This is a genomic window from Legionella cardiaca (assembly GCF_029026145.1).
Lineage (GTDB): Bacteria > Pseudomonadota > Gammaproteobacteria > Legionellales > Legionellaceae > Tatlockia > Tatlockia cardiaca.
Map to the genome: position 1 here is coordinate 1,845,967 of NZ_CP119078.1, position 21,717 is coordinate 1,867,683.

The following is a 21,717-nucleotide window of genomic DNA, read 5'->3' on the forward strand; positions in this document are numbered from 1 at the left end:
TGAGGTCCTGGATGTTTAAAAGTCGATCCATTTATCAACCAGAAAAAACATTGATGCGCATTACTAATGATATGAGCATTTGTCAAAGTGATTATCCACTGGATTGGTATCAAGAGGATTTTACCCCTTACGCCGAAGAATACCTTGCTCTACCCGATCGTAAATTAACCACGGTGTTATCCTGGATGCAACCCTATCTAAAAAAAGCACAAGAACATTTTGGTGACCAATTATTATTATTAGCTCATTACTACATGGGCGGTGATATTGTCAGGCTTGTGGAACAGTTTGGTGGACAAATTGGGGATTCTTATCAATTGGCACTGATGGCTGCTAATCACCCTGAAAAATCCGTAATTATTGAATCAGCAGTGCATTTTATGGCCGAGTCAATTTCTATTTTGGCCAATCCCCATCAACACGTTTATATAACTAATCCTAAATCAGGATGCACCATGGAAATGCTTGCTAAGGATTTTATGGTGGAACCAGCCTTCATGGATCTCAATGAGCGCTATGGACCGGAAAATATTTTACCCGTTTGTTATATGAATACCTCAGGTCGTGTAAAAGCAATGACCGGAGCTCAAGGTGGTGCAGTCTGTACCAGTTCAAATGTTAAAAAAATTTTTGAATGGGCTCGAAAACAAAATAAAAAAATATTATTTATTCCCGATCGCCATATGGGTGAAAATATTGCTTATTGGATGGGTATCAGAAATCTTGCTTATTGGCCTGGTGGTACAGCTGGCGCTCAATACTCCTTACAAGCTCAGGATAATAAAACACTAGCGCAATTTGATAAGGCAGAGCTCATTCTTTTTTCGAGTGAATGCGCTGTTCATACCCACTATCAACCTGAAATGTGCGAATACTGGCATAAGCACGGCTATACAACAGTCGTACATCCTGAATGCCGCAATGATGTTATTCGTGTAGCTCAGCATGCTGGTTCTACTGCATTTATTTGGGACTATGTTGTCAACGATAGAGCTGGTAGCAAAAAATACGCGATAGGAACTGAAAATCATATGGTCGAAAACGTAAAACAGCATTGTCGCAATCTTGGTATAGAGGCTGTCAATCTGGCGGAAGCTCCAAAAAAAGATCATGAAAAAGGCATGGGATGCGGCTGCGCAACAATGTCACGCAATGATCCGCCTCATCTTGTCGCCCTGGTTGATTTACTACGTCAAGGTAAAACAATGGCCTACAATGAAGTTAAAGCTGGTGATTTAGTGAATGAATTTACCGGCTCCCGTCAGCGCCTCAGTGAAACCGACCAACAATGGATTATTGAGAATGCTAAAAAAGCGCTGAAAATGATGATAAACATTACCGAAGATCGCTTATAAATCTATCTCCCTTCTGCCGCATCTTTTGCGGCAATAATTCCTCCTCTATTCAGCAAAAAACATTTAGTTGTTGTACAGTTTAAAAACCTTTGCTACGTTATGATGTTCCTGATATGCCATCCTGTGCGTGATATAAATAGGAGTACATAATTTTGAGTAATCAATATCAGTCAATCTATGAAGTGCCTGTTAAAAAAATGGATGGTAGCCAATCTAATTTACAAGCTTATAAAGGACAAGCTCTCTTGATTGTCAATGTTGCCAGCCGATGCGGTTTTACTCCTCAATATACTGACCTGGAAGCACTTTACCAAGATTATCACGCCAAAGGCTTTAGCATTCTTGGTTTTCCATGTAATCAATTTTTACATCAGGAACCTGGAAGCCATGAAGAAATTAAAGAATTTGCAGAAAGTTGCTACCGCATTACTTTTCCATTATTCGCAAAAATAGATGTAAAGGGGACAAATCAGGCTCCTCTATATCAGTATATTCGCAGCAATATTCAAAAACGCCCCTTAAAATTTATCCCGTGGAATTTTACAAAAATTGTGGTGGATCCTCAGGGGAAAGTCCTAAAACAATACTTACCTACCACGTCATTTAAGAAAATCCGCAAGGAAATTGAATTGCTACTCCCTAAATCTCAGCTTGGCGAGAAACATTCTATCTAAAAGCCCAGTTAGATCTCACAACAGTGATGTCCACAAATGCATCTCTAGAGCTGATTATACTAACAGGCGTACCCAGTAATTATTTATCTCAAATTAAGAAGTATTAATAAGATCGATGATCATTAATGCTTAATACAAAGAAAAAATACATTATAAATTTATTCCTGTGTGGCGATAGAGGACATGCGCGAAGCTGAGTAGCTCACCAGGATGGAAAGTATCTTATTTGTTTGTTAAGTTAGAGAGACTCCATTAGCTTTGCAATAAATAGAAAAATGACTACACTAATTTACTTGCTAGGATTAATCATCTCCTGGCTATTTTTTTATAAGATATTAACAGCAAGAAAAGTTAGACTTCCCAAAATTAAGACCACAATTATAGTGATTTTATTTTCAACACTCATATATAGTTTTAGTTATGACCTATATGCCTTTATAGATAGATTGATATTTTCTCTTAATAAACAAGGAGAGGTAAGCCTCTCTAATTCAATATTCAAAATACCTCCAAACCAGGACATTGAATATTGCAAACAATTTACTGATGAAAATGGAAATGAAATTAAGGTAGTTTCTAACCGAAAAGATGGCAGGTATTGTGGTGAGTTTTGGCGATTTCAACGTAAAGAAAATATTCTTTTACCTTATAAGAAGATTAACGATGCCCAGTTAATTTATTGGGCATCACCTTCATTAAAAATAATCACAAAGAAATAATTAGTAGTTAAAAGTCTACTATTCTTAATAGTTATAATGAATTTCAAGATCCCAGTACCATTGCTGGCTAACCGATGAGAATGTCCAAAAAGATATTTGACTAGATGGAAAATTTAGTTTTATTCCAAAATCTTTTTTAAGAATAGTTTAATTTCATTCAGCAAAGCATTCTTATCTTGCCGGATAGGCGAATGACCCACGGTGGGAATCAAAACATGTGATAAATTTACTATAAGTTTTTCTACGCGGTAAATATCGTCCTCTCTTATCAGACTGCCTCGCTCTGGTGCTCCCCTGATAATTAAGGTTGGACATTTGATATTCGGAAGCAACTGTTCTAATTGATATGAGCTAAACATTTCTTTAGGCCGTTGAATCATCGCAAGTAACATATCGAGATCACAATTCTGAACATGAGGTGGTAATAATTGCATTAATGGCGAATACATCGTTTTAATATACTCAGAACCCAAATTATCTAATAGAGCTCGGTGATGACCTGTTAATTCATGCACCCGTTCAAGATTTAGAGGGGTATCTATAATAATCAAAGCCTTAACCCACTTAGGATATATTGCTGCAAGCATAAGCGCTATCATACCCCCTAAAGAGTGCCCTAAAATGATAGCCGATCTTTTTATTTGATGTTCAATAAACAGTTGCATATCTTCTACATAACTATCAATTTTATATGCACCAGGGTATTTTTTTGATTTCCCATGGCCACGGAGATCCGTAGCATAGACTTTAAAATTTTCCATCAGCTTAGGAATAATTGGAAGAAAAGACTGCCACCGATGCGTTACTCCATGCAACAATAAAATAGGAAGCCCTTTGCTTTCTGTCACCACGTAATTAATTTCAATTCGATTTTGCTTAAAAAGATGTTCTTTCATAGTTAATAACAACCCTCTCAACCTCAACTAATTAATATAGCTCCATTTTTGAAAAAACGTTTAACAATAGTCTTAGACACAAGAGGTACAATTTATCAAATGCAAATAGAGGTCGAGTAAGACAAGTTTGATTTTGAAGACAACTGAGAGCAATTAATGCTACTCAGAATTTAGTTGTCAAAAGAAAGGTTAAAAAGAAGTCACCAGAGTGACTTCTTTCCACCCAAAAGGTAAACCCTTAATTTCTAATCTTGTTCTTGCCTCTAATCAATCCTTTTACAACTCATTCCCCAGCATGCTCCAAGGCATGTTGCCAATGCGCCAATAAAGAAAAGCACAAAAATTGAAAAAGAGGTCCAGGCTAACTGCTCGGGAGTCACACTTACATTGACTTGAGATTTAGTAGTATTTGCTTCAGATTTTGGTTCAACAGACACCGACGGTGTATTTTGTGTGTTATCTGGAGCAACTACTGTCTGTGTGACAGCTTGGGTATAGCTTTCTACATATTGGCTTAAATGCGCCGTAATTATTGCACTTAAAATCAAAGCAACCGTCCATGTAGCAAAGCCGTAGAGAATGCCAAGATTACGTTGTGGACAGTAACCTCTTCCTAAATAACCGGCTGCATAACCCGCCACCAGCATGGAGGCAATTATACCGATAATTATGCCAATCAGCCCCCCCACCGCTATTGTGGTTGTTCCTGTTTTAATAAACGTTAAACCAATTGCTATCCCAAAGAGATTTAATAAAAAGCTTAAACCAATACCCACAATTGCACCCATGAGTATTGCGCTCCAGGATATGCGTTTAAGAGGAGGTAAAATAGTTTCAGACTCAACAATTACTTCTTTCGCTCTAGTCATGACTTCCATCCTTAGAATATGTGAGATACTAACCAAATTAATACAAGAATGCTTAAGGGAACACCCAAAAGCCACGCAATAATGTACCCCATTTTTATCTCCTTATAAAAATGATTTATTTTAAGTATAGCAAGTTAAACCAAATTGAATAATTAATGAACATAAAGTTTATAGCACTATAGCTTTGATTTACTTTGCTGGAGATTTTCCTATAACAAACTTGCTGTGGTAAACTTGCTGGGTTTATACAGCTCTATTGTTAAAGCACTAGCGTAAAGCCACCACCAAAAGCATTCTTAAATTGATTCGGATTATTTCCCAGTTGATGATAAACACCCACGTCGATTGCAAACTGAGGCACCAGCATATAAAGCAAACCATAATCTACAAGAGTTACATCCCCTTGATTCGGACCAACTGGTGACAAGCTATAAACTTCGCCATAAAGCGTAAGTCTTTCAATAGGGGAATAACTCAAAACTAAATCAGGAGTAAATGAAATATAACGCTCACCCCCAATAATCGTGGGCTCAGTGAAGGAACCTATTTGTAGCATTCCTGTTAAACTCCATTGATCATTTAAATTATAAGTCATGATCCCTGCCATACTGGCACCAAGTCCCTTACTGCCAAAAACTGAACTGCCCCCAGGTAAAATGAATGTCGTTTGGGTGGAAAATATCCAGTTCTTACCAGCGCCAAATTGATGCTTTATATCGAAGCCGAAAGGACCGTATCCTGAAAATGGCGTGTTGTAGTTTGGTAAAAAAAGACCTATCTCCGAATGAGCTGGTAAACCAATACGAAACTCACCTTGGGGATATGTTTGTAACTGACCAGAGGGTATAAGATTTTGATAAAGATACCCCCCCTCTAGGAAAGCAGTTTTAACAGGAATAATACAGGGGCTATCAGCATTTCCCCCTCGATCACTTAGAGTAATTACCGGCGGAGAAGCAGTACAAGGATTATCCTCTGCAAAAGCATTATTGACACTTACAATCAGGATAATCAAAGCATAAATTAAAAATTTTCCCAGCAGTAACATTGAGCCATTCCCTACGGCATATAAATCCTGTTTAACTTACCACAGTTATCTTTATTTTTCTAAACACCAGGGCCTATTGAACATTTCACCTGCCGCCTATGTGCCATGGCTCGTCCGAGGCATCCAGACCCCACATGGACTTTGAAAATGATTATTTTATTGCCTCGATTGCAACATTGAACTTGCAGTCGACAACGGATTGGGTACAGACAAAGCCACCAACAGTTTCGATCCAGTTGTAATCAGAGCGAGCGGGAATTTTAATTTTAACCGGCCACCAAATTGAATAATCGCCTAATGAGTTTTTATAGGTACACATAACGCCGCGCCCCAGGCCTGCCACCAGGATGTTTGCTCTAGTAAAGCGAGTTCCCTCTTCTCCTTGAACAGCATTAGAGGAGTAAGGGTTTTTAATCCACGGCTCAGGAATAACGCCCCATTTTAATGAAGTTGTATCTGGATCAGGACAAGTTAAAATCGCTGCTTGACAAGTAAAAGATGCAAATATAACGTATGTTGTAATTATTTTTTTCATAGGTTTACCCATGTATTAGACTGTGCAAAACATTTGAAACAACAAGTTATATCAAAAACTATTCGCAATACTGTTTATACTTTCTTTAAAAATTCTGATTTTAACTTCATTGGGCCGATACCATCAATTTTACAATCAATATCATGATCACCACCAACGACTCTGATATTTTTTATTTTAGTGCCCACTTTAATAACTGCTGAAGAACCTTTTACCTTAAGATCCTTAATTACCGTAACGGTATCCCCATCACTTAGAATTTGACCATGTGCGTCTTTGGCAATCAGTGCACTGTCATTTACTGCTTCACTACCCCCTTGCTCCCACTCATGAGCACATTCTGGGCAAATATATAAAGAGCCTTCTTCGTAGGTGTATTCAGAATTGCATTTGGGGCATGACGGAATTGATTGCATCATTAATCCTATTTTTATATTTATTAAATAAAATTCTACCAGAATATTAACCAAAATAGTGGCAATCTCTCTCTTTAATCTTAACTATTTACTATAAATTATCCTGTTAATGTCTTGAAACAACTGTGTAAGCCAGCTGATTCCAAATAATTTTCAATTTCCCATTGTTTCGCCACGTTTCTTTGCTATAATGGCCGCCTGTGCCGGGGTGGCGGAATTGGTAGACGCGCCGGATTCAAAATCCGGTGGTGGTGACACCGTGTGGGTTCGAGTCCCACCCTCGGTACCAAAATTTAGCACTGAATTAGTTCTTTTTCCTTTCTTTATTTCGCCCCTAGCTAGCCACCTAATATCTTGCTCCCAGCTATTTTTTCAGCGACAATGCAACCCACTGATAGGACTGCTGCTCAATTATCTGTTTGCTAAGGAAACATAAATTGGGAAGAAATAACTCTTTTGACCTGATTAGACATTTCGCTGCCCTGCTCGTTCTCTATAGTCATCAACATGCTCTGTTATTACTTCCAGAACCCATTTTTTTACATTGGGATACCTTGGGAACCACTGCCGTTATATTATTTTTTTCAATCTCTGGTTATTTTATGCCAGGAAGCTTTACGCGCGCAGGAAATTTCACAAACTATCTGTTTAGACGCTGTCGCCGAATTTTTCCAGGGCTTATCGTCTGTTCATTTATGATGTGCTATTTAATTGGTGGGATCTTTACGACAGAATCCAGCTTGGAATACTTATTAAGTCCATCCACACTGATAACAAGTTTGCTGTATTGTATTTTTCTGCATAAGCAGATCCCAGGCGTATTTTCTGATTTCTTATATAAGAACGCAATAAATGGCAGCTTATGGACTTTACCAATTGAGTTCGCCTACTACATTCTTTTAGGTGCTGTACTTTCTTTAGCAAATACTTGGAGAATCGTTCTCTTGTTATTTGTGGTTCTAGTTTTTACAAATCTAGCGTTAACCTTTACCAAAATAGGGACTTTATTCTACGTTAACGTTTTCCATATTCATTATATAGCTCTCTATGGAATTGCTTTTACCACCGGCTCTCTAATGGCAATGCTACAAAAATATTGGCTCCCCTTTAAACATTATTTACTCTTTATTGCATTGATATCACTTTTCAATTTTCAAGGTCATTTATTAATGTCATTATTTGGCACGCTAAGTCTTTCTATCATCATCATAGTTACCGGGATTTCTTTTCAGGATAAATGGATAAAAGGTCGATTTGATCTTTCTTATGGAATCTATATTTATGCATTCCCAATACAACAGGTAGTTATCAATTTAATCAGTCAAAACTTCTGGCTTAGCATGTCAATATCAATAAGCTTCACCCTTCTTATTGCCTTTCTCTCCTATAAATTTGTGGAAAAACCTTTTTTATACAACAAGCATTCAAGCAATCAAAGCGCATTATCGAGTATACCTATAGAGCAATCCAGAATTTAAGACCAGTTCCTTATAGCTAATTTAGATAAAATTACTCCAATCTTAATATCCTTACTATCTGGTTTTCACTTCTAAATCAGCTTACTATTTACAAACTTAAATAAGGATGTTAACGATGTTAAGCAATCATGAATTTGCGCCATTATTTCAACATAATTTAGAAATCTTCCCTGCCACCCAAGCCAAACTGTTAAATGACTTGCGCGTTCAATGGAATAAAACTAAACCCTTAACTGGAATCAAATTACTACATAACATTCCTTTAACTTATGAAACCTTGGTAAAACTAGAGCCTCTTCTAGTTGCTGGAGCCGAACTAACGGTTACCAATACTAAATTTCTTGGCCAGCCATTGACTACTATAGTATCGCTCCTAAATCGCTTAGGGATTCAGTACATTGAAAAGCATGAAAATATTAAAGGTACCTTTGATATTGCTTTAGACTGTTGCGCTGAAGTAATGGATATGCCACATGTTACAATCAGTAGAGGTATCGCTGAATTAACACAAACTGGAGGAGAGCGTTATAAACAAGCAAATACTCTCTACCCTGTCATTAATGTTGATGAATCGAATCTTAAAAAATTAGAAGGCATGTATGGTACAGGTGAATCTTTTGTAAGGGCATTGAAAGAAAAAATCGGCGAACCTCTTAAGAATCGACATTTTTTAGTCTTTGGTTTTGGCAAGGTCGGTCGCGGAATTGTAAAGTATTTACTGAAAGAGACACCTTATGTGACTGTGGTTGATAAATCTCAAGAACAATTAAGAAAAGCAGAAGCTTTAAATGTTGAAATTCTTCATATATCACAAATAGAAACTATCAAAATTTGCGCCAAAAAAGCATTTTGTCTAGTCACCGCAACAGGCGAGCCTGATTTTCTCTCACGATATCTAACAGCTAAGGACTGTTCCCAAGCAATTATTGCCAATATGGGTGCGAGCGATGAAATTGGCTCTAACTTTAGTAACGATAATGTGTTATGTTCGCGGATGCCAATTAACTTTTCTTTGCAACACCCGACTTTGCTCCATTTTATTGACCCTATCTTTTATGCTCATAATTTAGTAGCACAACTCCTATTAGAGAATAATTATTCACCAGGTTATCATCCGTTTCCAAGTTACCTGGATGATCTGATTATTAAGTTGTGGAATGCCTACAATCCTATTGATATTAGTGATATCTATCTTTAAGCAAATTTTTTTGAGAATGATTTTCAAATATAACAACATACTAGTTTGATATTTGAATATTAAATGCAGCTGATTAAAAAGCGAAGGGACTTGTCATGAAATCTATAATTATTCGAATATTCTACCTATTGTTAGTTATGTTTAACAATTCCCTTAGCTTTGCTAGTAACACTAATGGCTACACCACATCACAAGCATTTTGGGATCTTTATTATGATTTTACAGGTAATAACGATCCAGACTATCCTAAAGGCAAAATTAATATTTCTCAAACCCTGTATCAATCGGAAACACAACAGAATAAAAGTCTAACTTCACAGACTGGCCCCTTGATTATGTTCATTAACTCTACTTTGTATGTTTATAACAGCGACCGCAAACTTGAGCTTAAACAGCTGCTGCGTACTGCGCCCAACACAGGTTTTACTGAAATGACGGCAATTTCACATATTGGCACAGCACTTATGTATCTTGCAAAAATCAAAGCCAATGGTGATAGTAGCTGGAAGTCGCAAATGAGAATTTTATTAAACGATGTTAAAGCTGTAAGGGCTGTCAATTCGCAGACTAATAATAATTGGCTCGATCAAATCAATGCACCCTCATGGAAACCATATTTAACCACAATTCATAATATGGTTGATTATGCCTGTTCTATGGCTGGTAATTATATGAGTGATGTATTAAGCGGCAAAGAATCATTTAATACGACTTTATTACAAAATGACTTTCTCAATGGGAACAAAATTTATTCAATTCCTTACAATAATGTTATGGTTGGTACCTTCATGCTCACAGCGTTACAAAGCATGGATGAGCTTCATCGCGAGATTTCGAAATTAAAGCTTGATTGGCCCAAGACAAAAGTCCTCATTCGTTTTGTTGCTGGCTCCAATGTTTCTGCTGGCGTTACCAAGGGTAGTAATTGGCTAGTACCATTTATTGAAGCATTAGCAAATAACACGTTGTCTGCCGACAGAATTTATATGGTGCCTTATGCGGAAGTAAAATCATCACTTGGTGCAAATGAGTTATCTCAAGCCGATTTTGACTACTATGACACGATATGGAATTCCAGACATGATCGCTCGGTCATTGCCAATGCCGTCTTTATTAACATTCCGAGTATATTTCTACCTGACCGCCCCACTATTCCGGGCGATTATGCCTACTCTAAAAAACCTAAAATTGAAGAGTTCTTAATAAGATTGAAATTTTCATTAGCAGAACCTACTGAAATGTTATCAAATACTGTTGGCTTTTGGATGGCTGGTGAACTAGCAGCAAAAAACTGGAATTATAACAATATCAGTATCCCAGGCATCACAACGGGATTTCCGCAAGGAATTGCAACTTATCCTGATGATAATCCAATCATTCACTAACAACACTTATTAGCTTAAGTTTAAATTGCTGAGAGTCTAAATCAATGAACAACAGTCGCACTTTCTCTCTGAGTAAAATCAACCTCGGCAGTACTTTTGGTTTGTTCTCTTATTAACAAAAGAAAAGGAACAAATCCTAGCGCCAAGATAAACGACAATTGATAGAGCCCTATCCAACCCAGCCACATTTGCAACATTGCCGCCAAAGGACCTGAAAAAATTCGCGGTAATGTTGAAACAGCGACTAATAAGGAAAACTGCGTACCGGTAAAAGACTTATTCACGAGTCTCATAAATAGAGCAACCAACGCCGTTGACCCCATGCCGGCTGCAAAATTATCGCAAATGACCGCTGTGGCAAATAAGGCTAAATTTTTCCCGACAATAGCTAGCAAGATAAATAAAATGTTCGTTGCTGCTTGTAACAAGCCAAAAGCTAACAGTGCTTTGAATAATGAAAAGCGCATTAATATCACACCGGCGGCCAAACCACCGAGAAGAATAGAACTAAGGCCCATCATCTTGTTTACATAGCCAATGGTATCCAATGAAAATCCAACACCCTGGATTAAAAAAGGCATTACTATACCACTTGTGGTCGCAGTAAAAGCTTCACCTAATTTATAGAATAAAATAAAAAATAATAAGGGAATAATGCCTCGCCGAGTTAAAAGATCTTTAACAGGAGCAACGAATGAATTAACAAAACTGCTGCTATTTTCCAGTTGTGTTTTAGGTTCAGAACTTCCCAACGTGGCAATAATACCGACAAACATTAATATACCCATTAAACGGTAAGTAAAGGCCCATCCCCAATGCTTAGCAATAACCAAAGCTAATCCACCAGCAATAACCAGAGCGAGGCGGTAACCAAAAACAGCTATGGAGGCCCCGATACCATGCTCTGACGTCGATAAATATTCAACTCGATGTGCATCGATAGCCACATCTTGTGTGGCTGAAAGACAGGCTAAAATAAAAGCTAAAGCAGCCATTATTTCTGGAGAAGTACGTGGCGAGAACCAGGCTAGTGTATTAAAACCCAGTAATAAAGCTACCTGAGTTAGCAACATCCAGCTTCGTCGTCTTCCAATTGGTAAAAGCGAATAGCGATCGAGAAGCGGGCCCCAAGCAATGCGATAAGCATAGGGCAAGCCAATCAAACTTAACATCCCCGTTGCTAACACCGACATACCTACGTCGGCGTACCAGGCTTGTAATGTTCCACTAATTAATGCCAAGGGAAGTCCTGAGGAAAAGCCCAGTAAAAAAATAATTAACAATCGCTTATTCATACATAGAATGCTCGGATTATGAATTTCTATCACATTAAATTCTTAACATTGCTCATTGGACGATTCATTATTCAAGTCTTGTGCAAAAGCGAGTAAGACATGATTGAGGTAAAAAAGTAGAGAAGGAATAAACAAGCAAGATTAAGAATTCAAATAAGTAGCGCTCTCTAGTAGGAGAGCGCTGGATTTAATTAGGCTTCAGTCTTTTTTACAGAGATCAAATGAATTTTAAAAATTAAAGTTTCATTCGGACCAATTGGACCACCGACGCTACGTGGACCGTAAGCTAGATCAGCTGGAACGTAAACTTCCCAAGTTGAACCGGCTGGCATTAATTGCAACGCTTCAGTCCATCCAGGAATAACTTGTGATACTTTAAACGTTGCTGGTTTACCGGTTCTATCAGTGCTATCAAACACTTGACCATCAATCAACTTACCAGTGTATTCTACGGTAACAGTATCATCTTTTGTTGGTTTAGCACCGTCGCCCTTTTGCAATATTTTATATTGCAAACCGCTGGGTAAACTAATAACACCTTCTTTGCCTTTATTCTGATTTAAGAATGCTTCACCTTTTGCTTTGTTTTCTTCAGCTTTTTTAGTGAAATCGGCATTTCGTTTTGCCATTAGGTCTTTTTGAAACTTATTCAATACATCCTTCATTTGCTGTTCTGTCAGCAATAATTGACCACCACTCATACCGTCTTGTAAGCCTTTAGCCATTGCTGAAGGATTAATGTCGATACCTTGTTTTTTAAAATTTTTACCTAAATCAGCACCAATACTGTAAGACAGCTTATCCATGTCGCTATTTAACGATGTTGCAGGTGTGGTAGATGTAGCAGGTGCAGTTGTAGCAGTAGCTGATGCATCAGCGGCAACAATTGCCGTAGACATTGTCAAACCTATGACAGCTGCAGCGACCAGTCTCATCTTCATAAACAATCCCCTTTTGTCTTTGGTCAGAATAGAACTTGCAAAAATGCCCAACCATTCTGCCTAAATTTACACGAAATTACTAGTCAAGGCTTAAGCAAAATCGATTTTTCAACTAATCTTTTAATAACAACACCATATTAATGTTGTTTGCATGACAATTTCCTTCTAAAATTGTCATTATTTAAACCACAGAGTACTTAGAATGAGTATTAGCTTATTTGATTTGTTTTCCATAGGTATTGGCCCTTCAAGCTCCCACACGGTGGGACCGATGCTGGCGGCTAATGCTTTTTTAGATTTGTTATTCAAGGAAAAGAAATTTGATAAGAGCGAACGGATAAAAATTGAGCTTTATGGCTCACTTGCATTAACAGGGAAGGGGCATGGCACTGATAAAGCAATTCTAAATGGATTGGAAGGAAAGGCGCCTGAAACGGTAGTTCCTGAGAGTATGGTTCCTCGTATGCAGGAAATTATTAACTCCCAAAAACTCCGTTTGGCAGGGGAAAAAACCATTTCTTTTGTTGAAGATTCCGATTTTTTATTCTTACAAAAAGAACTCCTCCCCAAACATAGCAATGGGATGCGCTTTACGGCCTATGATAAAGAAGGTAACACGCTACTTACGCAAGTTTATTATTCCATAGGCGGTGGCTTTATTACTACAGAAGAAGAGTTTGATCACGCATCCACAGTCAATACTCCCCCTCCCTATCCTTTTACCACGGCTCGTCAACTTTTAACCCTTTGCCGGGAAAACAAAATGACTATTGCGGAATTAATGATGGTCAATGAATTAACCTGGAGAACTGCTGATGCAATTCATGAAGGTATACTTGCTATTGCAAAAGTAATGGATGAGTGTATCGAAAATGGCTGTCATCATCCGGGTAACTTACCCGGTGGCTTAAACCTCAAACGCCGAGCGCCGGATCTGTATAAAAAACTAATTGAACATAAGGGTATACCCAGTGTTTTTGAACAGTCCGATATTATGAACAAACTTAATCTGTTTGCTATGGCTGTTAATGAGGAAAATGCTGCAGGCGGACGTATTGTTACAGCACCGACCAACGGTGCGGCGGGTATTATTCCGGCTGTTCTCAGATATTGTCAGGAAGCGCACGATCGTTGGCAAAAAGAAGATATTTATACTTATTTTTTAACAGCCGCGGCTGTCGGCATTCTTTATAAAGAAGGGGCTTCTATTTCCGGTGCTGAAGTGGGATGCCAAGGTGAAGTTGGCGTAGCATCTTCCATGGCCGCGGCAGGATTGACTGCTGTGTTGGGTGGTTCAGTCGAACAAATTGAAAACGCGGCAGAAATCGCAATGGAACATCATCTTGGTATGACGTGTGATCCAGTGATGGGCTTGGTACAAATTCCCTGCATTGAACGCAATGCCATGGGTGCGGTTAAAGCAGTCAATGCTTCCCGTATGGCTCTGATTGGTGATGGTCAACACCAGATCTCTTTAGACAAGGTTATCCGCACAATGAAGGATACTGGTAAAGACATGCAGAGTATCTATAAAGAAACATCCATGGGTGGCTTGGCTGTTAATCATCCTGAATGTTGATCCTATAAATATTCAATGGGATGTTCGCTAAGTTCATCCCAGTTAATTAATTAAATGGCGTTAGCATGAGCTGAATTATCTATCCTGCTCCAATAATGTTGCAGGATCAATAAGCCAGCAACCAATAGCCACATACCTGTCAGAATTTCCACATAAGCCTTCAAAGGATTAGTATTAAGCCCACTCATTATAATTACGGCCAAAGTAGCACTAAACATATTGATAAAACTCATCATTGCCGAACCACTCGCTTTATCATTGATTGCATTTGAAGCAACTAATGAACCGGCCGCGAAGAGCAATCCGCTAAAAATATAGAAATCCATGGTGCTTAGAAAAAACCAGCCAGCCGAAAAAGAACTGCAATAGATCATGGCTGCAAGACTTAAGATGCCAACGATATTTCCGGTTAAACCAAGGACAATAATTTGTTTAGCAGGAAAACGATTCATCAAAATTTTGGCCCATAAACCACCAATTAACATGCCAAACATATTAAGAAAATTCCAGTAACCATAATCTACTGTTCGCATATGCAAAATGTCACTGGCAATTTGTGGTGCGGCTGCAGAAAAACAATATCCAACTGCTGAACAAAAACCGATGACTAATGAAAAGACAATTAATTTTCCTGACTTTAACGCTTGCAAATAACTTTTCGCAATCGTGGCTAGGTTGATGCTTTTTGCTATCTGCAAAGTTTCATGAAACATCCATGTACCCAGAAGCATAACAATACCATGAATTAACAACACTAAAAGGCAAAATGACCATTGCCAATATTCTGTCATGAAACTACCAATAGCCACTGCCAAACCAATACCAATCGTAAAGGATAAAATACTATAGGCCATTGCAGTAGCGCGCTGCGATTCAGGAAGCCATTCGTTAATTAACATATAGGTGCATGCCAAACCGCTAGCGGCTCCTAAAGCACTTATTAAACGCCCCAGGACAATTAACCAAAAACCTGACACAGCCAACCCTAAGAAGCAAACCAGAAGACCAATAAGGTTAATGCCTAATCCAAGGCGCAAGGCAAATAATCTTCCCCAACGATTGGCAACGGGTCCATAAACTAATTGTCCAATGACATAACCCAGTAAAAAAGCAGATACAATCCACTCAACTTCACCCGCTTGCAAGCCAAATTGCATTTGTATTTGCGGCAAGCCTGGGGTAATTATCGCGGCTGAAAATGAAGCAATGGAGATATAACTGAGCAGCCATCCCATACGAAATGTCGATATCATTTTAATTACCTCATTAATACATCAAGATGAAACAATTATATTTATTGAATTTAAATTGATAAATGAGGTAAAAATTAAATACCATTAACTATTAGTTAATAAATAGGCTTTATAATAATTAGATATGAAAAAAATGCAGAAAAATAACATCGATATACGTCTGGATTATTATTAGAATCGCATCTTTTCACAAATAAGGAATATCATGTGGTTGCGTTTTGATGGTCCACGGCTTGAAAGTCGTACCTCTTGTAAATGGACTATAAATTTTAAAAATAAAGAAAATCCAGTGTATTATATTGTGGACCTATCCTTCCATTACTGCGAATGGTTACCAGAAATTCAGAGAGCAGCTTGTCATCTTAGCATTACTCTAAGGAATAATATCGAAATAGACTCGCTATTAAAAAATCTTGAATCCTTCCTGGATAACGATAAATTTTCATTGAAAAAAGGCCTAAAGTCTTCTCGTCGAGGAGTCTTTTTTACTGCTAGTAGTTCAGCAAACTTACTTGATTTCCCAGATTTAAATCATGAAGAATGTTTACGTGTTTTTAAAGAAATTGGAACTATTAAAAATGTCGGGGTCGATCCGAGTATTCCTAAAGGAATTAATGATCTTTTTGGCAGTATCAAACAGGCAGCCAAACTAATGCATGACAAAGAACCTTTATTGAAGGGTAATTATAATCGAATAAATGAATTAGCCGCCTTGTTGACTAAGCCAATAGAAGATGCCATTTGTAAGGATAGTTCCTCGAATCAAATTAATACACCTATGTAAAAGTGTATAATTACGAGCCCCAATGCAAGGATAATTGATAGCTTACATTGGCTAATGAATTATAAAAACAATCACTAATGGCATACCCTACCACGCAGGCTAATTGATTATCCACATAAACCAAAGGAACTTGTTCTCGCATCCAGGGAGGAATCTGCCATTCCTGGAAGAGTTTTTTTAACTGCTTCGTTTGACCATGCCAAAAAAATGTTTCTCCCCCCTTGCGAAACCGAACTTCAATGATACTTTTTTCAGGGATAACAAGCCCCTTATCGCTTAAATTGGCATGTAAAACACCTAAACTCTCACCCAAATTCAATGGTTCGGGAAAAGATAACCATCGCAATGGAGAAATTGGTATGCTCTGAGACATCTTTAGTAGATACAGCGTTTCCTGGTAACGCCTGACCTGATTATTTTCCCAGGTTATTTGCGGATTCGCATCATCTTTAGCCTCAATAACTTCAGTTATCAAGCGATTAAAGGTTGCCGTAGAAGGCAATTTGACTTGGTTTTCTTTAAGCCAAAACCGTAAAACGTTTGTTAATCGAGCGCAGCTAAGATCTTTTTTTAACTGAGTAAGTGTCAGTTGACCCGAAGCCTTTGTAAGGGATGGACAATCTATTTTTGCCAAATCATCAAGATTTGATTGCGCTTGCTGACAATGTTCACTCGTACGTGCAAAATTATTGCTTATCTTAGGCCAACGAGACACCAGCAAAGGCATCACTTGATGTCTTAGATAATTACGTGAAAAATCAATATTTTCATTACTTTCATCATCAATCCACTGAAGTTGATGAAAATTAGCATAAGCCTCTAACGTTTCTCGCGAATGACCTAAAAAGGGTCGTAATAGTTTTCCCGTGGCAAATCGTTTTGAGAAAGCCATTCCCGCTAATCCATCAATACCTGTTCCGCGGATAAGCTGTAAAAGCAGTGTTTCAGCCTGATCATTTAGATGATGAGCCAAAATTAAACCATCGTTATCTTTCATTAATTTGGCAAAACTCGCATACCTTGCCTCTCTTGCAGCCTCTTCAATGTTTGCTGTGTGATAAAGGTGCACTTGCTCGACTATGAAGGATACATGTAAAGCTTTGCAAAATTCTTGACAGTGTTTTTGCCATTTTTGGGCATTAGGACTAAGCCCATGATTAATGTGAACAGCAATTAATTTAGATTTAAGAAATGATTGGGTTGAAAGAAGATGAAGTAACACAGTGGAGTCTAATCCTCCACTGTAACCAATTAATAAGCGCTCATACTTGTTGAGTTGTTGTAAAAACTCGTCTTTTAGCAGTGGTTTAGTCACAAGCCCCCATTGCCATAAATTTCTCATAACGTTGCTGCAAAAGCTCTGTCATGGAAAAGGTCTTTAGAGTTCTTAACTCATCAATTAATACCTCTTTCAATCTTGCAGCCATTTCACCGACATTACGATGAGCACCACCTAACGGTTCAGGAATTACTTCATCAACAAGACCAGATTCAATAATTCTATCCGCAGTAATCCCCATAGCACGCGCAGCTTCACTCGCTTTTGCGGCATCTTTCCAGAGAATAGAGGCACATCCCTCTGGTGAAATAACAGAATAAATACCATATTGCAGCATTAGCACCCTATCACCAACACCAATGGCCAAAGCCCCTCCTGAACCAGCTTCACCAGTCACAGTACAAATAACAATTGTTTTCAGTTTAGCCATTTCCAATAGGTTTCTTGCGATAGCTTCCGATTGATTGCGTTCTTCTGCTCCAATACCAGGATAGGCACCAGCTGTATCAATGAACGTAAAAATGGGTAATTTGAACTTTTCAGCCATTTTCATTAATCGTAAAGCTTTGCGATATTCTTCAGGCCGAGCCATACCAAAATTACGATACACTTTTTCTTTCGTGCGTTTACCCTTCTGGTGTCCTAACACCATAACCGGTTCACCATTTAAACGCGCAAGGCCTCCAATAATGGCAGGAGCAGACGAATAATGTCTATCACCATGCAGTTCTTGAAAGTCAGTAAAAATATTTTCAATATAATCAGTAGTCTGAGGGCGCAGAGGATGGCGTGACATTTGCGCAACTTGCCAAGGCTCCAAATTAGAGAAAATATTTGCTGTTAATTCCTCGCATTTTGCTTCAAGGCGAGCAATTTCCTCACTTAAATTTACTTCGTTATCATTACCAACCATACGCAATGCTTGAATTTTCTGATTCAATTCTTCAATAGGTTGTTCAAAATCCAAAAATTGACGACTCATTTGCTACTCATTTGGCGAATTTATTTTCATACGCTATGATACCCGTAACTGCTTTTTGACGCTACCGTTCCTACGTATTATATAGCGTACTCATAGAATGATGTTGTAATTCCATCCGGTGATTGTAAAAGAGAATCCTTATGACCCTATTTTACCCCATGCCTCTCGATGATTATATTTTGCAACACGATCGTATTGATATTTGGGAGTTCAGTCTAGCCAATCTACCTCCTTGCGCAACCTCCTTGCTTACCAAAGAAGAACACGAGCGCGCAAATCGCTTTTATTTTGAGCGTCATCAGCGCCGTTTTATAGTCGCTCGCGCTATGCTGCGTACCATCCTTGCTCGCTATCTCAAGCAAGACGCGGCAACATTATCCTTTGAATACAATCATCATGGTAAACCTCAGGTGCAAAGCTCTAATCTCGAGTTTAACTTAAGCCATTCGGCGGAGTTGGCATTATTGGCTGTAGGCAGGCAATTTCCTTTAGGTATTGATTTAGAGTTTTTTTCAGCAAGACCTTATCAAGGAATCGCGAAGAACATGTTTTCACCTCAAGAAATTCTTAATTTTTCTAAATTAAGCCCCGCAAGACAACCTTTGTCTTTTTTTCACATTTGGGCACAAAAAGAGGCGTTAATAAAAGCCTGTGGTTTAGGACTTGCCTACCCTACGCAGCAATTTGATGTGCCGGTTGTTCCTCCTACTAATGAGCTCATAGTCGATCATAAGCACCAAACAACCTGGCAAATGATCTCGTTTATGCCACAAATAACCTGCAGTGCAGCATTATGCTGTTCCCCTTCTGTAAAAAAAATAAATTATTCAATTATTAATCCTTTAAATTTCTTATAACATATACGTCTTTAATTATCTTTTTGTCGCTCTCATGGTACAATCAGCCCATTTTTAATACATAAAGACAGTGATCATCTCATTTCCTCTAATGTCATTGCGGGAGTCCTCATGCCTCGTCTTAACCAAGCACTATTTGAGAAGATACCGGAAAAACAGCGGTCATTTTTTGGTTTCTATCCTGATGTCTTTCTCTTCCAGGATAGTAAAGAAGAGTATTTAAATGTCATCACAAATTTGACTAGTGCCAAATATCTTTATACAGATGGTTATGACATTCAACCAATAGGTTTTTTATGGTATGTCTTTGAATCATTCAAAGGTTGGTTGGGATTTAGCAATGGTTGCGATACTAAAAAAATTCAACTGGGGCTATATAAATTTGCTTACTTTGGTTATCTAAAAGGCTATCCGCAATTACCTGCTGATATCCTCAAGAATCAGAATATACCCGACAACACTGGGTTTCTTAATGACATTTCAAAAGCAAAAACACCAGCAGATACGGGGGCATTGCAAAATAGCTTAATTACATTTTATGCCGATCAAGTGGAGGCGTCTCTTCGTGAGGGACAACCACTAATTTCGCCCAGGTATGCCTTTGGTAATGCGTGGGCATCATTAGACCTCTGGTCAGAAATTCCCAAACTGGATCCCCAAGATGGTGAACTCATTAACCGCACTGTAGACCACTTAGAGCAATCCCCTCCTTTTGCAAAATATGATGCTTTACCCAATAGTAAATATGGTTTTGCCGTGGCTAAAAGACACCTTGACAAAGTTAAATCTCATAATGCATCCAGCTGGGCTACTAAATTTATTAAGCAAGTGCTTAATTTATCAGTGGATTCACAACGATTGGTTGAACGTGCGATTTTATTTGCGCCTGATATTTGTCAAGAAGACAAAAATTTTTTTATTAACTTTTATTTAGAAAAAAAGAATTTTGCGAGCGCTTTTGCCTTAATAGAACAACATGAAGATATTAATGAAGCCGTCACGTTTCTACTACAATTTCCAAAAGAACAAATTTTAGCGTTTGTCAAAATGGATTCTCTCCTGGCAAAAGCAATTACGCCTTATTACTTAACTAGAGACACTGAAAGTATTGATAAAATAAAATTTGTAGCCAGTTTTAATTCCCAAATAGCACAAGAATATCCTGCGCAAGCTTTTCGACTTGCTGTTGCCGAGCAGCAATATGACAGTGCTTATCAAGTGTATGAACAAGCAAAAGGCGAATATTATGTTGTTGATTTACAAAAACTTGCCAGCCACTTTGAGCGATTGGGTCAACAAAAATATCAAACCGCGACCGAATTTAAGAGTCTACACAATTGGCGAGAAGTTGAAAAACTAACCTCTGAAAGTATTGGTCAAATGAAAAAAACCATACAATTAGATGAAAGCAATAGCAGGCGAGAAAGGTATTATGCTTGTATGACTTTATATGCTGAAGCGTTAATAGAAAGAGATATCAGTGAGCATAACATTGAAGATTGCGATCTTACTCAAATCATGAAAGCAATTAACCTGCTCAATCAATGCAAACCTACAGGTAGTAATGGTAAAAAATACCATCAACTAATTTTGGCAAAAAGCTTAATGCGTCAGGCAGATCACCTGATTCATTTCATCCCTTCTACAAAAGAAAATATCCCTAAAGCGAGCTTGTTACTTAAACAAATTATCAATTTGCTTGAAAATATAAAAGATACCGAAGCCAGATTAGTATTAGGCAAGGCTTATTTTATATTAGGCGATTTGAGTTATCATTTTGCCCTCTCCCAGGATAATTACCATGCCTATTTCGAAGCGGCGATGAAAACGGTGCCTAACAATCCTTTTTACATTTTGCGTTGCAGCGGGATTTTTGAAAATCGACGAGAAGCACTGCAAAACCAAGGCGTACCACTGTTAAAAGAGCTAGGGTATACCGTTCTTGATTATTACCATTGGGATAACGAGCGTTGGGAAAAAGATAAAAATCCCTATGCCACCTCAATTCGTGATATTCATAATCTCAAAGTTAGAGAAAAGAATTCATCCATGACTTTATCAAGCTGAACATGCTGTGATTGAAGTTCCGACAGGGGAGGTCAAGAAAAAATAATGATTTCTTAGGTTTAAAATCACGAGATGCAGAAAAAGATGAGTCAAGTGGTCCAATATCC

Annotated in this window: 20 protein-coding genes and 1 tRNA gene; 11 read left to right on the forward strand and 10 right to left on the reverse strand. The window is 38.1% G+C overall.

What is annotated here, in order from left to right:
• The first annotated feature begins 11 nt into the window (after positions 1 to 11).
• The 3 genes from nadA (at position 12) to PXX05_RS07890 (ending at position 2,748) form a co-directional block, all read left to right on the forward strand.
• A complete protein-coding gene (gene nadA, locus PXX05_RS07880; RefSeq protein ID WP_275087681.1) occupies positions 12 to 1,355 on the forward strand; it encodes a quinolinate synthase NadA in 1,344 nt (447 codons plus the stop codon).
• Positions 1,356 to 1,507: 152 nt separating this feature from the next.
• The gene (locus PXX05_RS07885; RefSeq protein ID WP_275087682.1) at positions 1,508 to 2,029 is read left to right on the forward strand and encodes a glutathione peroxidase; all 522 of its coding nucleotides are present in this window, start codon (positions 1,508 to 1,510) and stop codon (positions 2,027 to 2,029) included.
• A 275-nt stretch (positions 2,030 to 2,304) separates the two neighbouring features.
• A complete protein-coding gene (locus PXX05_RS07890; RefSeq protein WP_275087683.1) occupies positions 2,305 to 2,748 on the forward strand; it encodes a hypothetical protein in 444 nt (147 codons plus the stop codon).
• Between the two features lie 119 nt (positions 2,749 to 2,867).
• Here PXX05_RS07890 and PXX05_RS07895 read toward each other — a convergent pair whose 3' ends face one another.
• From PXX05_RS07895 to PXX05_RS07915, 5 genes are all read right to left on the reverse strand, one after another.
• A complete protein-coding gene (locus PXX05_RS07895) occupies positions 2,868 to 3,644 on the reverse strand; it encodes an alpha/beta fold hydrolase (protein WP_275087684.1) in 777 nt (258 codons plus the stop codon).
• Between the two features lie 263 nt (positions 3,645 to 3,907).
• Positions 3,908 to 4,513: a hypothetical protein gene (locus PXX05_RS07900; protein WP_275087685.1), complete on the reverse strand. Its 606-nt coding sequence runs from the start codon at positions 4,511 to 4,513 to the stop codon at positions 3,908 to 3,910.
• Between the two features lie 259 nt (positions 4,514 to 4,772).
• Positions 4,773 to 5,561 (reverse strand): transporter, encoded by a 789-nt coding sequence (locus tag PXX05_RS07905; protein WP_275087686.1) that lies wholly within the window; start codon positions 5,559 to 5,561, stop codon positions 4,773 to 4,775.
• Between the two features lie 151 nt (positions 5,562 to 5,712).
• A complete protein-coding gene (locus tag PXX05_RS07910; protein ID WP_275087687.1) occupies positions 5,713 to 6,096 on the reverse strand; it encodes a DUF3757 domain-containing protein in 384 nt (127 codons plus the stop codon).
• Positions 6,097 to 6,170: 74 nt separating this feature from the next.
• Positions 6,171 to 6,512: a zinc ribbon domain-containing protein YjdM gene (locus tag PXX05_RS07915; protein WP_275090483.1), complete on the reverse strand. Its 342-nt coding sequence runs from the start codon at positions 6,510 to 6,512 to the stop codon at positions 6,171 to 6,173.
• A 202-nt stretch (positions 6,513 to 6,714) separates the two neighbouring features.
• Between PXX05_RS07915 and PXX05_RS07920 the strand changes: the two genes are divergently transcribed.
• The 4 genes from PXX05_RS07920 (at position 6,715) to PXX05_RS07935 (ending at position 10,573) form a co-directional block, all read left to right on the forward strand.
• Positions 6,715 to 6,801 (forward strand) — tRNA-Leu (locus PXX05_RS07920).
• A gap of 148 nt (positions 6,802 to 6,949) precedes the next feature.
• The gene (locus tag PXX05_RS07925) at positions 6,950 to 7,990 is read left to right on the forward strand and encodes an acyltransferase family protein (RefSeq protein WP_275087688.1); all 1,041 of its coding nucleotides are present in this window, start codon (positions 6,950 to 6,952) and stop codon (positions 7,988 to 7,990) included.
• Positions 7,991 to 8,105: 115 nt separating this feature from the next.
• Positions 8,106 to 9,188: an NAD(P)-dependent oxidoreductase gene (locus PXX05_RS07930; protein WP_275087689.1), complete on the forward strand. Its 1,083-nt coding sequence runs from the start codon at positions 8,106 to 8,108 to the stop codon at positions 9,186 to 9,188.
• Positions 9,189 to 9,325: 137 nt separating this feature from the next.
• Positions 9,326 to 10,573, forward strand: coding sequence for a DUF5624 domain-containing protein (locus PXX05_RS07935; protein WP_420844643.1), 1,248 nt, complete (start codon positions 9,326 to 9,328; stop codon positions 10,571 to 10,573).
• Between the two features lie 41 nt (positions 10,574 to 10,614).
• Here PXX05_RS07935 and PXX05_RS07940 read toward each other — a convergent pair whose 3' ends face one another.
• Together PXX05_RS07940 and PXX05_RS07945 are read right to left on the reverse strand one after the other, a co-directional pair.
• The gene (locus PXX05_RS07940; protein WP_275087691.1) at positions 10,615 to 11,868 is read right to left on the reverse strand and encodes an AmpG family muropeptide MFS transporter; all 1,254 of its coding nucleotides are present in this window, start codon (positions 11,866 to 11,868) and stop codon (positions 10,615 to 10,617) included.
• A 191-nt stretch (positions 11,869 to 12,059) separates the two neighbouring features.
• Positions 12,060 to 12,809 carry a BamJ family beta-barrel-assembly machinery protein gene (locus tag PXX05_RS07945; protein ID WP_275087692.1) on the reverse strand — a complete coding sequence of 250 codons (750 nt, stop codon included), beginning with the start codon at positions 12,807 to 12,809 and terminating at the stop codon, positions 12,060 to 12,062.
• A gap of 202 nt (positions 12,810 to 13,011) precedes the next feature.
• Here PXX05_RS07945 and PXX05_RS07950 point away from each other — a divergent pair, with 202 nt between their 5' ends.
• Positions 13,012 to 14,388 carry an L-serine ammonia-lyase gene (locus PXX05_RS07950; RefSeq protein WP_275087693.1) on the forward strand — a complete coding sequence of 459 codons (1,377 nt, stop codon included), beginning with the start codon at positions 13,012 to 13,014 and terminating at the stop codon, positions 14,386 to 14,388.
• Between the two features lie 50 nt (positions 14,389 to 14,438).
• Here the strand turns inward: PXX05_RS07950 and PXX05_RS07955 are convergent, their stop codons facing one another.
• Positions 14,439 to 15,641, reverse strand: a complete 1,203-nt coding sequence (locus tag PXX05_RS07955) for an MFS transporter (RefSeq protein ID WP_275087694.1) — start codon at positions 15,639 to 15,641, stop codon at positions 14,439 to 14,441.
• Between the two features lie 205 nt (positions 15,642 to 15,846).
• Between PXX05_RS07955 and PXX05_RS07960 the strand changes: the two genes are divergently transcribed.
• Positions 15,847 to 16,425, forward strand: coding sequence for a hypothetical protein (locus tag PXX05_RS07960; RefSeq protein ID WP_275087695.1), 579 nt, complete (start codon positions 15,847 to 15,849; stop codon positions 16,423 to 16,425).
• Between the two features lie 10 nt (positions 16,426 to 16,435).
• On the opposite strand, the gene tilS is transcribed toward PXX05_RS07960, so the two are convergent.
• Together tilS and PXX05_RS07970 are read right to left on the reverse strand one after the other, a co-directional pair.
• On the reverse strand, positions 16,436 to 17,740 hold the full coding sequence (tilS, locus tag PXX05_RS07965) for a tRNA lysidine(34) synthetase TilS (protein WP_275090484.1): 1,305 nt from the start codon (positions 17,738 to 17,740) through the stop codon (positions 16,436 to 16,438).
• Positions 17,733 to 18,686 (reverse strand): acetyl-CoA carboxylase carboxyltransferase subunit alpha, encoded by a 954-nt coding sequence (locus PXX05_RS07970; protein WP_275087696.1) that lies wholly within the window; start codon positions 18,684 to 18,686, stop codon positions 17,733 to 17,735. Before PXX05_RS07970 ends, tilS begins: the two co-directional genes overlap by 8 nt.
• A gap of 140 nt (positions 18,687 to 18,826) precedes the next feature.
• On the opposite strand from PXX05_RS07970, the gene PXX05_RS07975 reads away from it, so the two are divergent.
• Together PXX05_RS07975 and PXX05_RS07980 are read left to right on the forward strand one after the other, a co-directional pair.
• Complete coding sequence (locus tag PXX05_RS07975; RefSeq protein ID WP_420844577.1) at positions 18,827 to 19,543, forward strand: 4'-phosphopantetheinyl transferase family protein; 717 nt, start codon at positions 18,827 to 18,829, stop codon at positions 19,541 to 19,543.
• 111 nt (positions 19,544 to 19,654) lie between these two features.
• A complete protein-coding gene (locus tag PXX05_RS07980; protein WP_275087697.1) occupies positions 19,655 to 21,610 on the forward strand; it encodes a hypothetical protein in 1,956 nt (651 codons plus the stop codon).
• Positions 21,611 to 21,717 lie beyond the last annotated feature (107 nt).

Bases quoted from the DNA above. Each gene is read 5' to 3' on its own strand.
- PXX05_RS07895 (WP_275087684.1), bottom strand. From the start codon at position 3,644: ATGAAAGAACATCTTTTTAAGCAAAATCGAATTGAAATTAATTACGTG.
- PXX05_RS07950 (WP_275087693.1), top strand. From the start codon at position 13,012: ATGAGTATTAGCTTATTTGATTTGTTTTCCATAGGTATTGGCCCTTCA.
- PXX05_RS07945 (WP_275087692.1), bottom strand. From the start codon at position 12,809: ATGAAGATGAGACTGGTCGCTGCAGCTGTCATAGGTTTGACAATGTCT.
- PXX05_RS07980 (WP_275087697.1), top strand. From the start codon at position 19,655: ATGCCTCGTCTTAACCAAGCACTATTTGAGAAGATACCGGAAAAACAG.
- PXX05_RS07915 (WP_275090483.1), bottom strand. From the start codon at position 6,512: ATGCAATCAATTCCGTCATGCCCCAAATGCAATTCTGAATACACCTAC.
- PXX05_RS07940 (WP_275087691.1), bottom strand. From the start codon at position 11,868: ATGAATAAGCGATTGTTAATTATTTTTTTACTGGGCTTTTCCTCAGGA.
- PXX05_RS07890 (WP_275087683.1), top strand. From the start codon at position 2,305: ATGACTACACTAATTTACTTGCTAGGATTAATCATCTCCTGGCTATTT.
- PXX05_RS07955 (WP_275087694.1), bottom strand. From the start codon at position 15,641: ATGATATCGACATTTCGTATGGGATGGCTGCTCAGTTATATCTCCATT.
- PXX05_RS07930 (WP_275087689.1), top strand. From the start codon at position 8,106: ATGTTAAGCAATCATGAATTTGCGCCATTATTTCAACATAATTTAGAA.
- PXX05_RS07935 (WP_420844643.1), top strand. From the start codon at position 9,326: ATGTTTAACAATTCCCTTAGCTTTGCTAGTAACACTAATGGCTACACC.
- PXX05_RS07975 (WP_420844577.1), top strand. From the start codon at position 18,827: ATGACCCTATTTTACCCCATGCCTCTCGATGATTATATTTTGCAACAC.
- PXX05_RS07910 (WP_275087687.1), bottom strand. From the start codon at position 6,096: ATGAAAAAAATAATTACAACATACGTTATATTTGCATCTTTTACTTGT.
- PXX05_RS07900 (WP_275087685.1), bottom strand. From the start codon at position 4,513: ATGACTAGAGCGAAAGAAGTAATTGTTGAGTCTGAAACTATTTTACCT.
- PXX05_RS07970 (WP_275087696.1), bottom strand. From the start codon at position 18,686: ATGAGTCGTCAATTTTTGGATTTTGAACAACCTATTGAAGAATTGAAT.
- PXX05_RS07960 (WP_275087695.1), top strand. From the start codon at position 15,847: ATGTGGTTGCGTTTTGATGGTCCACGGCTTGAAAGTCGTACCTCTTGT.
- PXX05_RS07905 (WP_275087686.1), bottom strand. From the start codon at position 5,561: ATGTTACTGCTGGGAAAATTTTTAATTTATGCTTTGATTATCCTGATT.
- nadA (WP_275087681.1), top strand. From the start codon at position 12: ATGTTTAAAAGTCGATCCATTTATCAACCAGAAAAAACATTGATGCGC.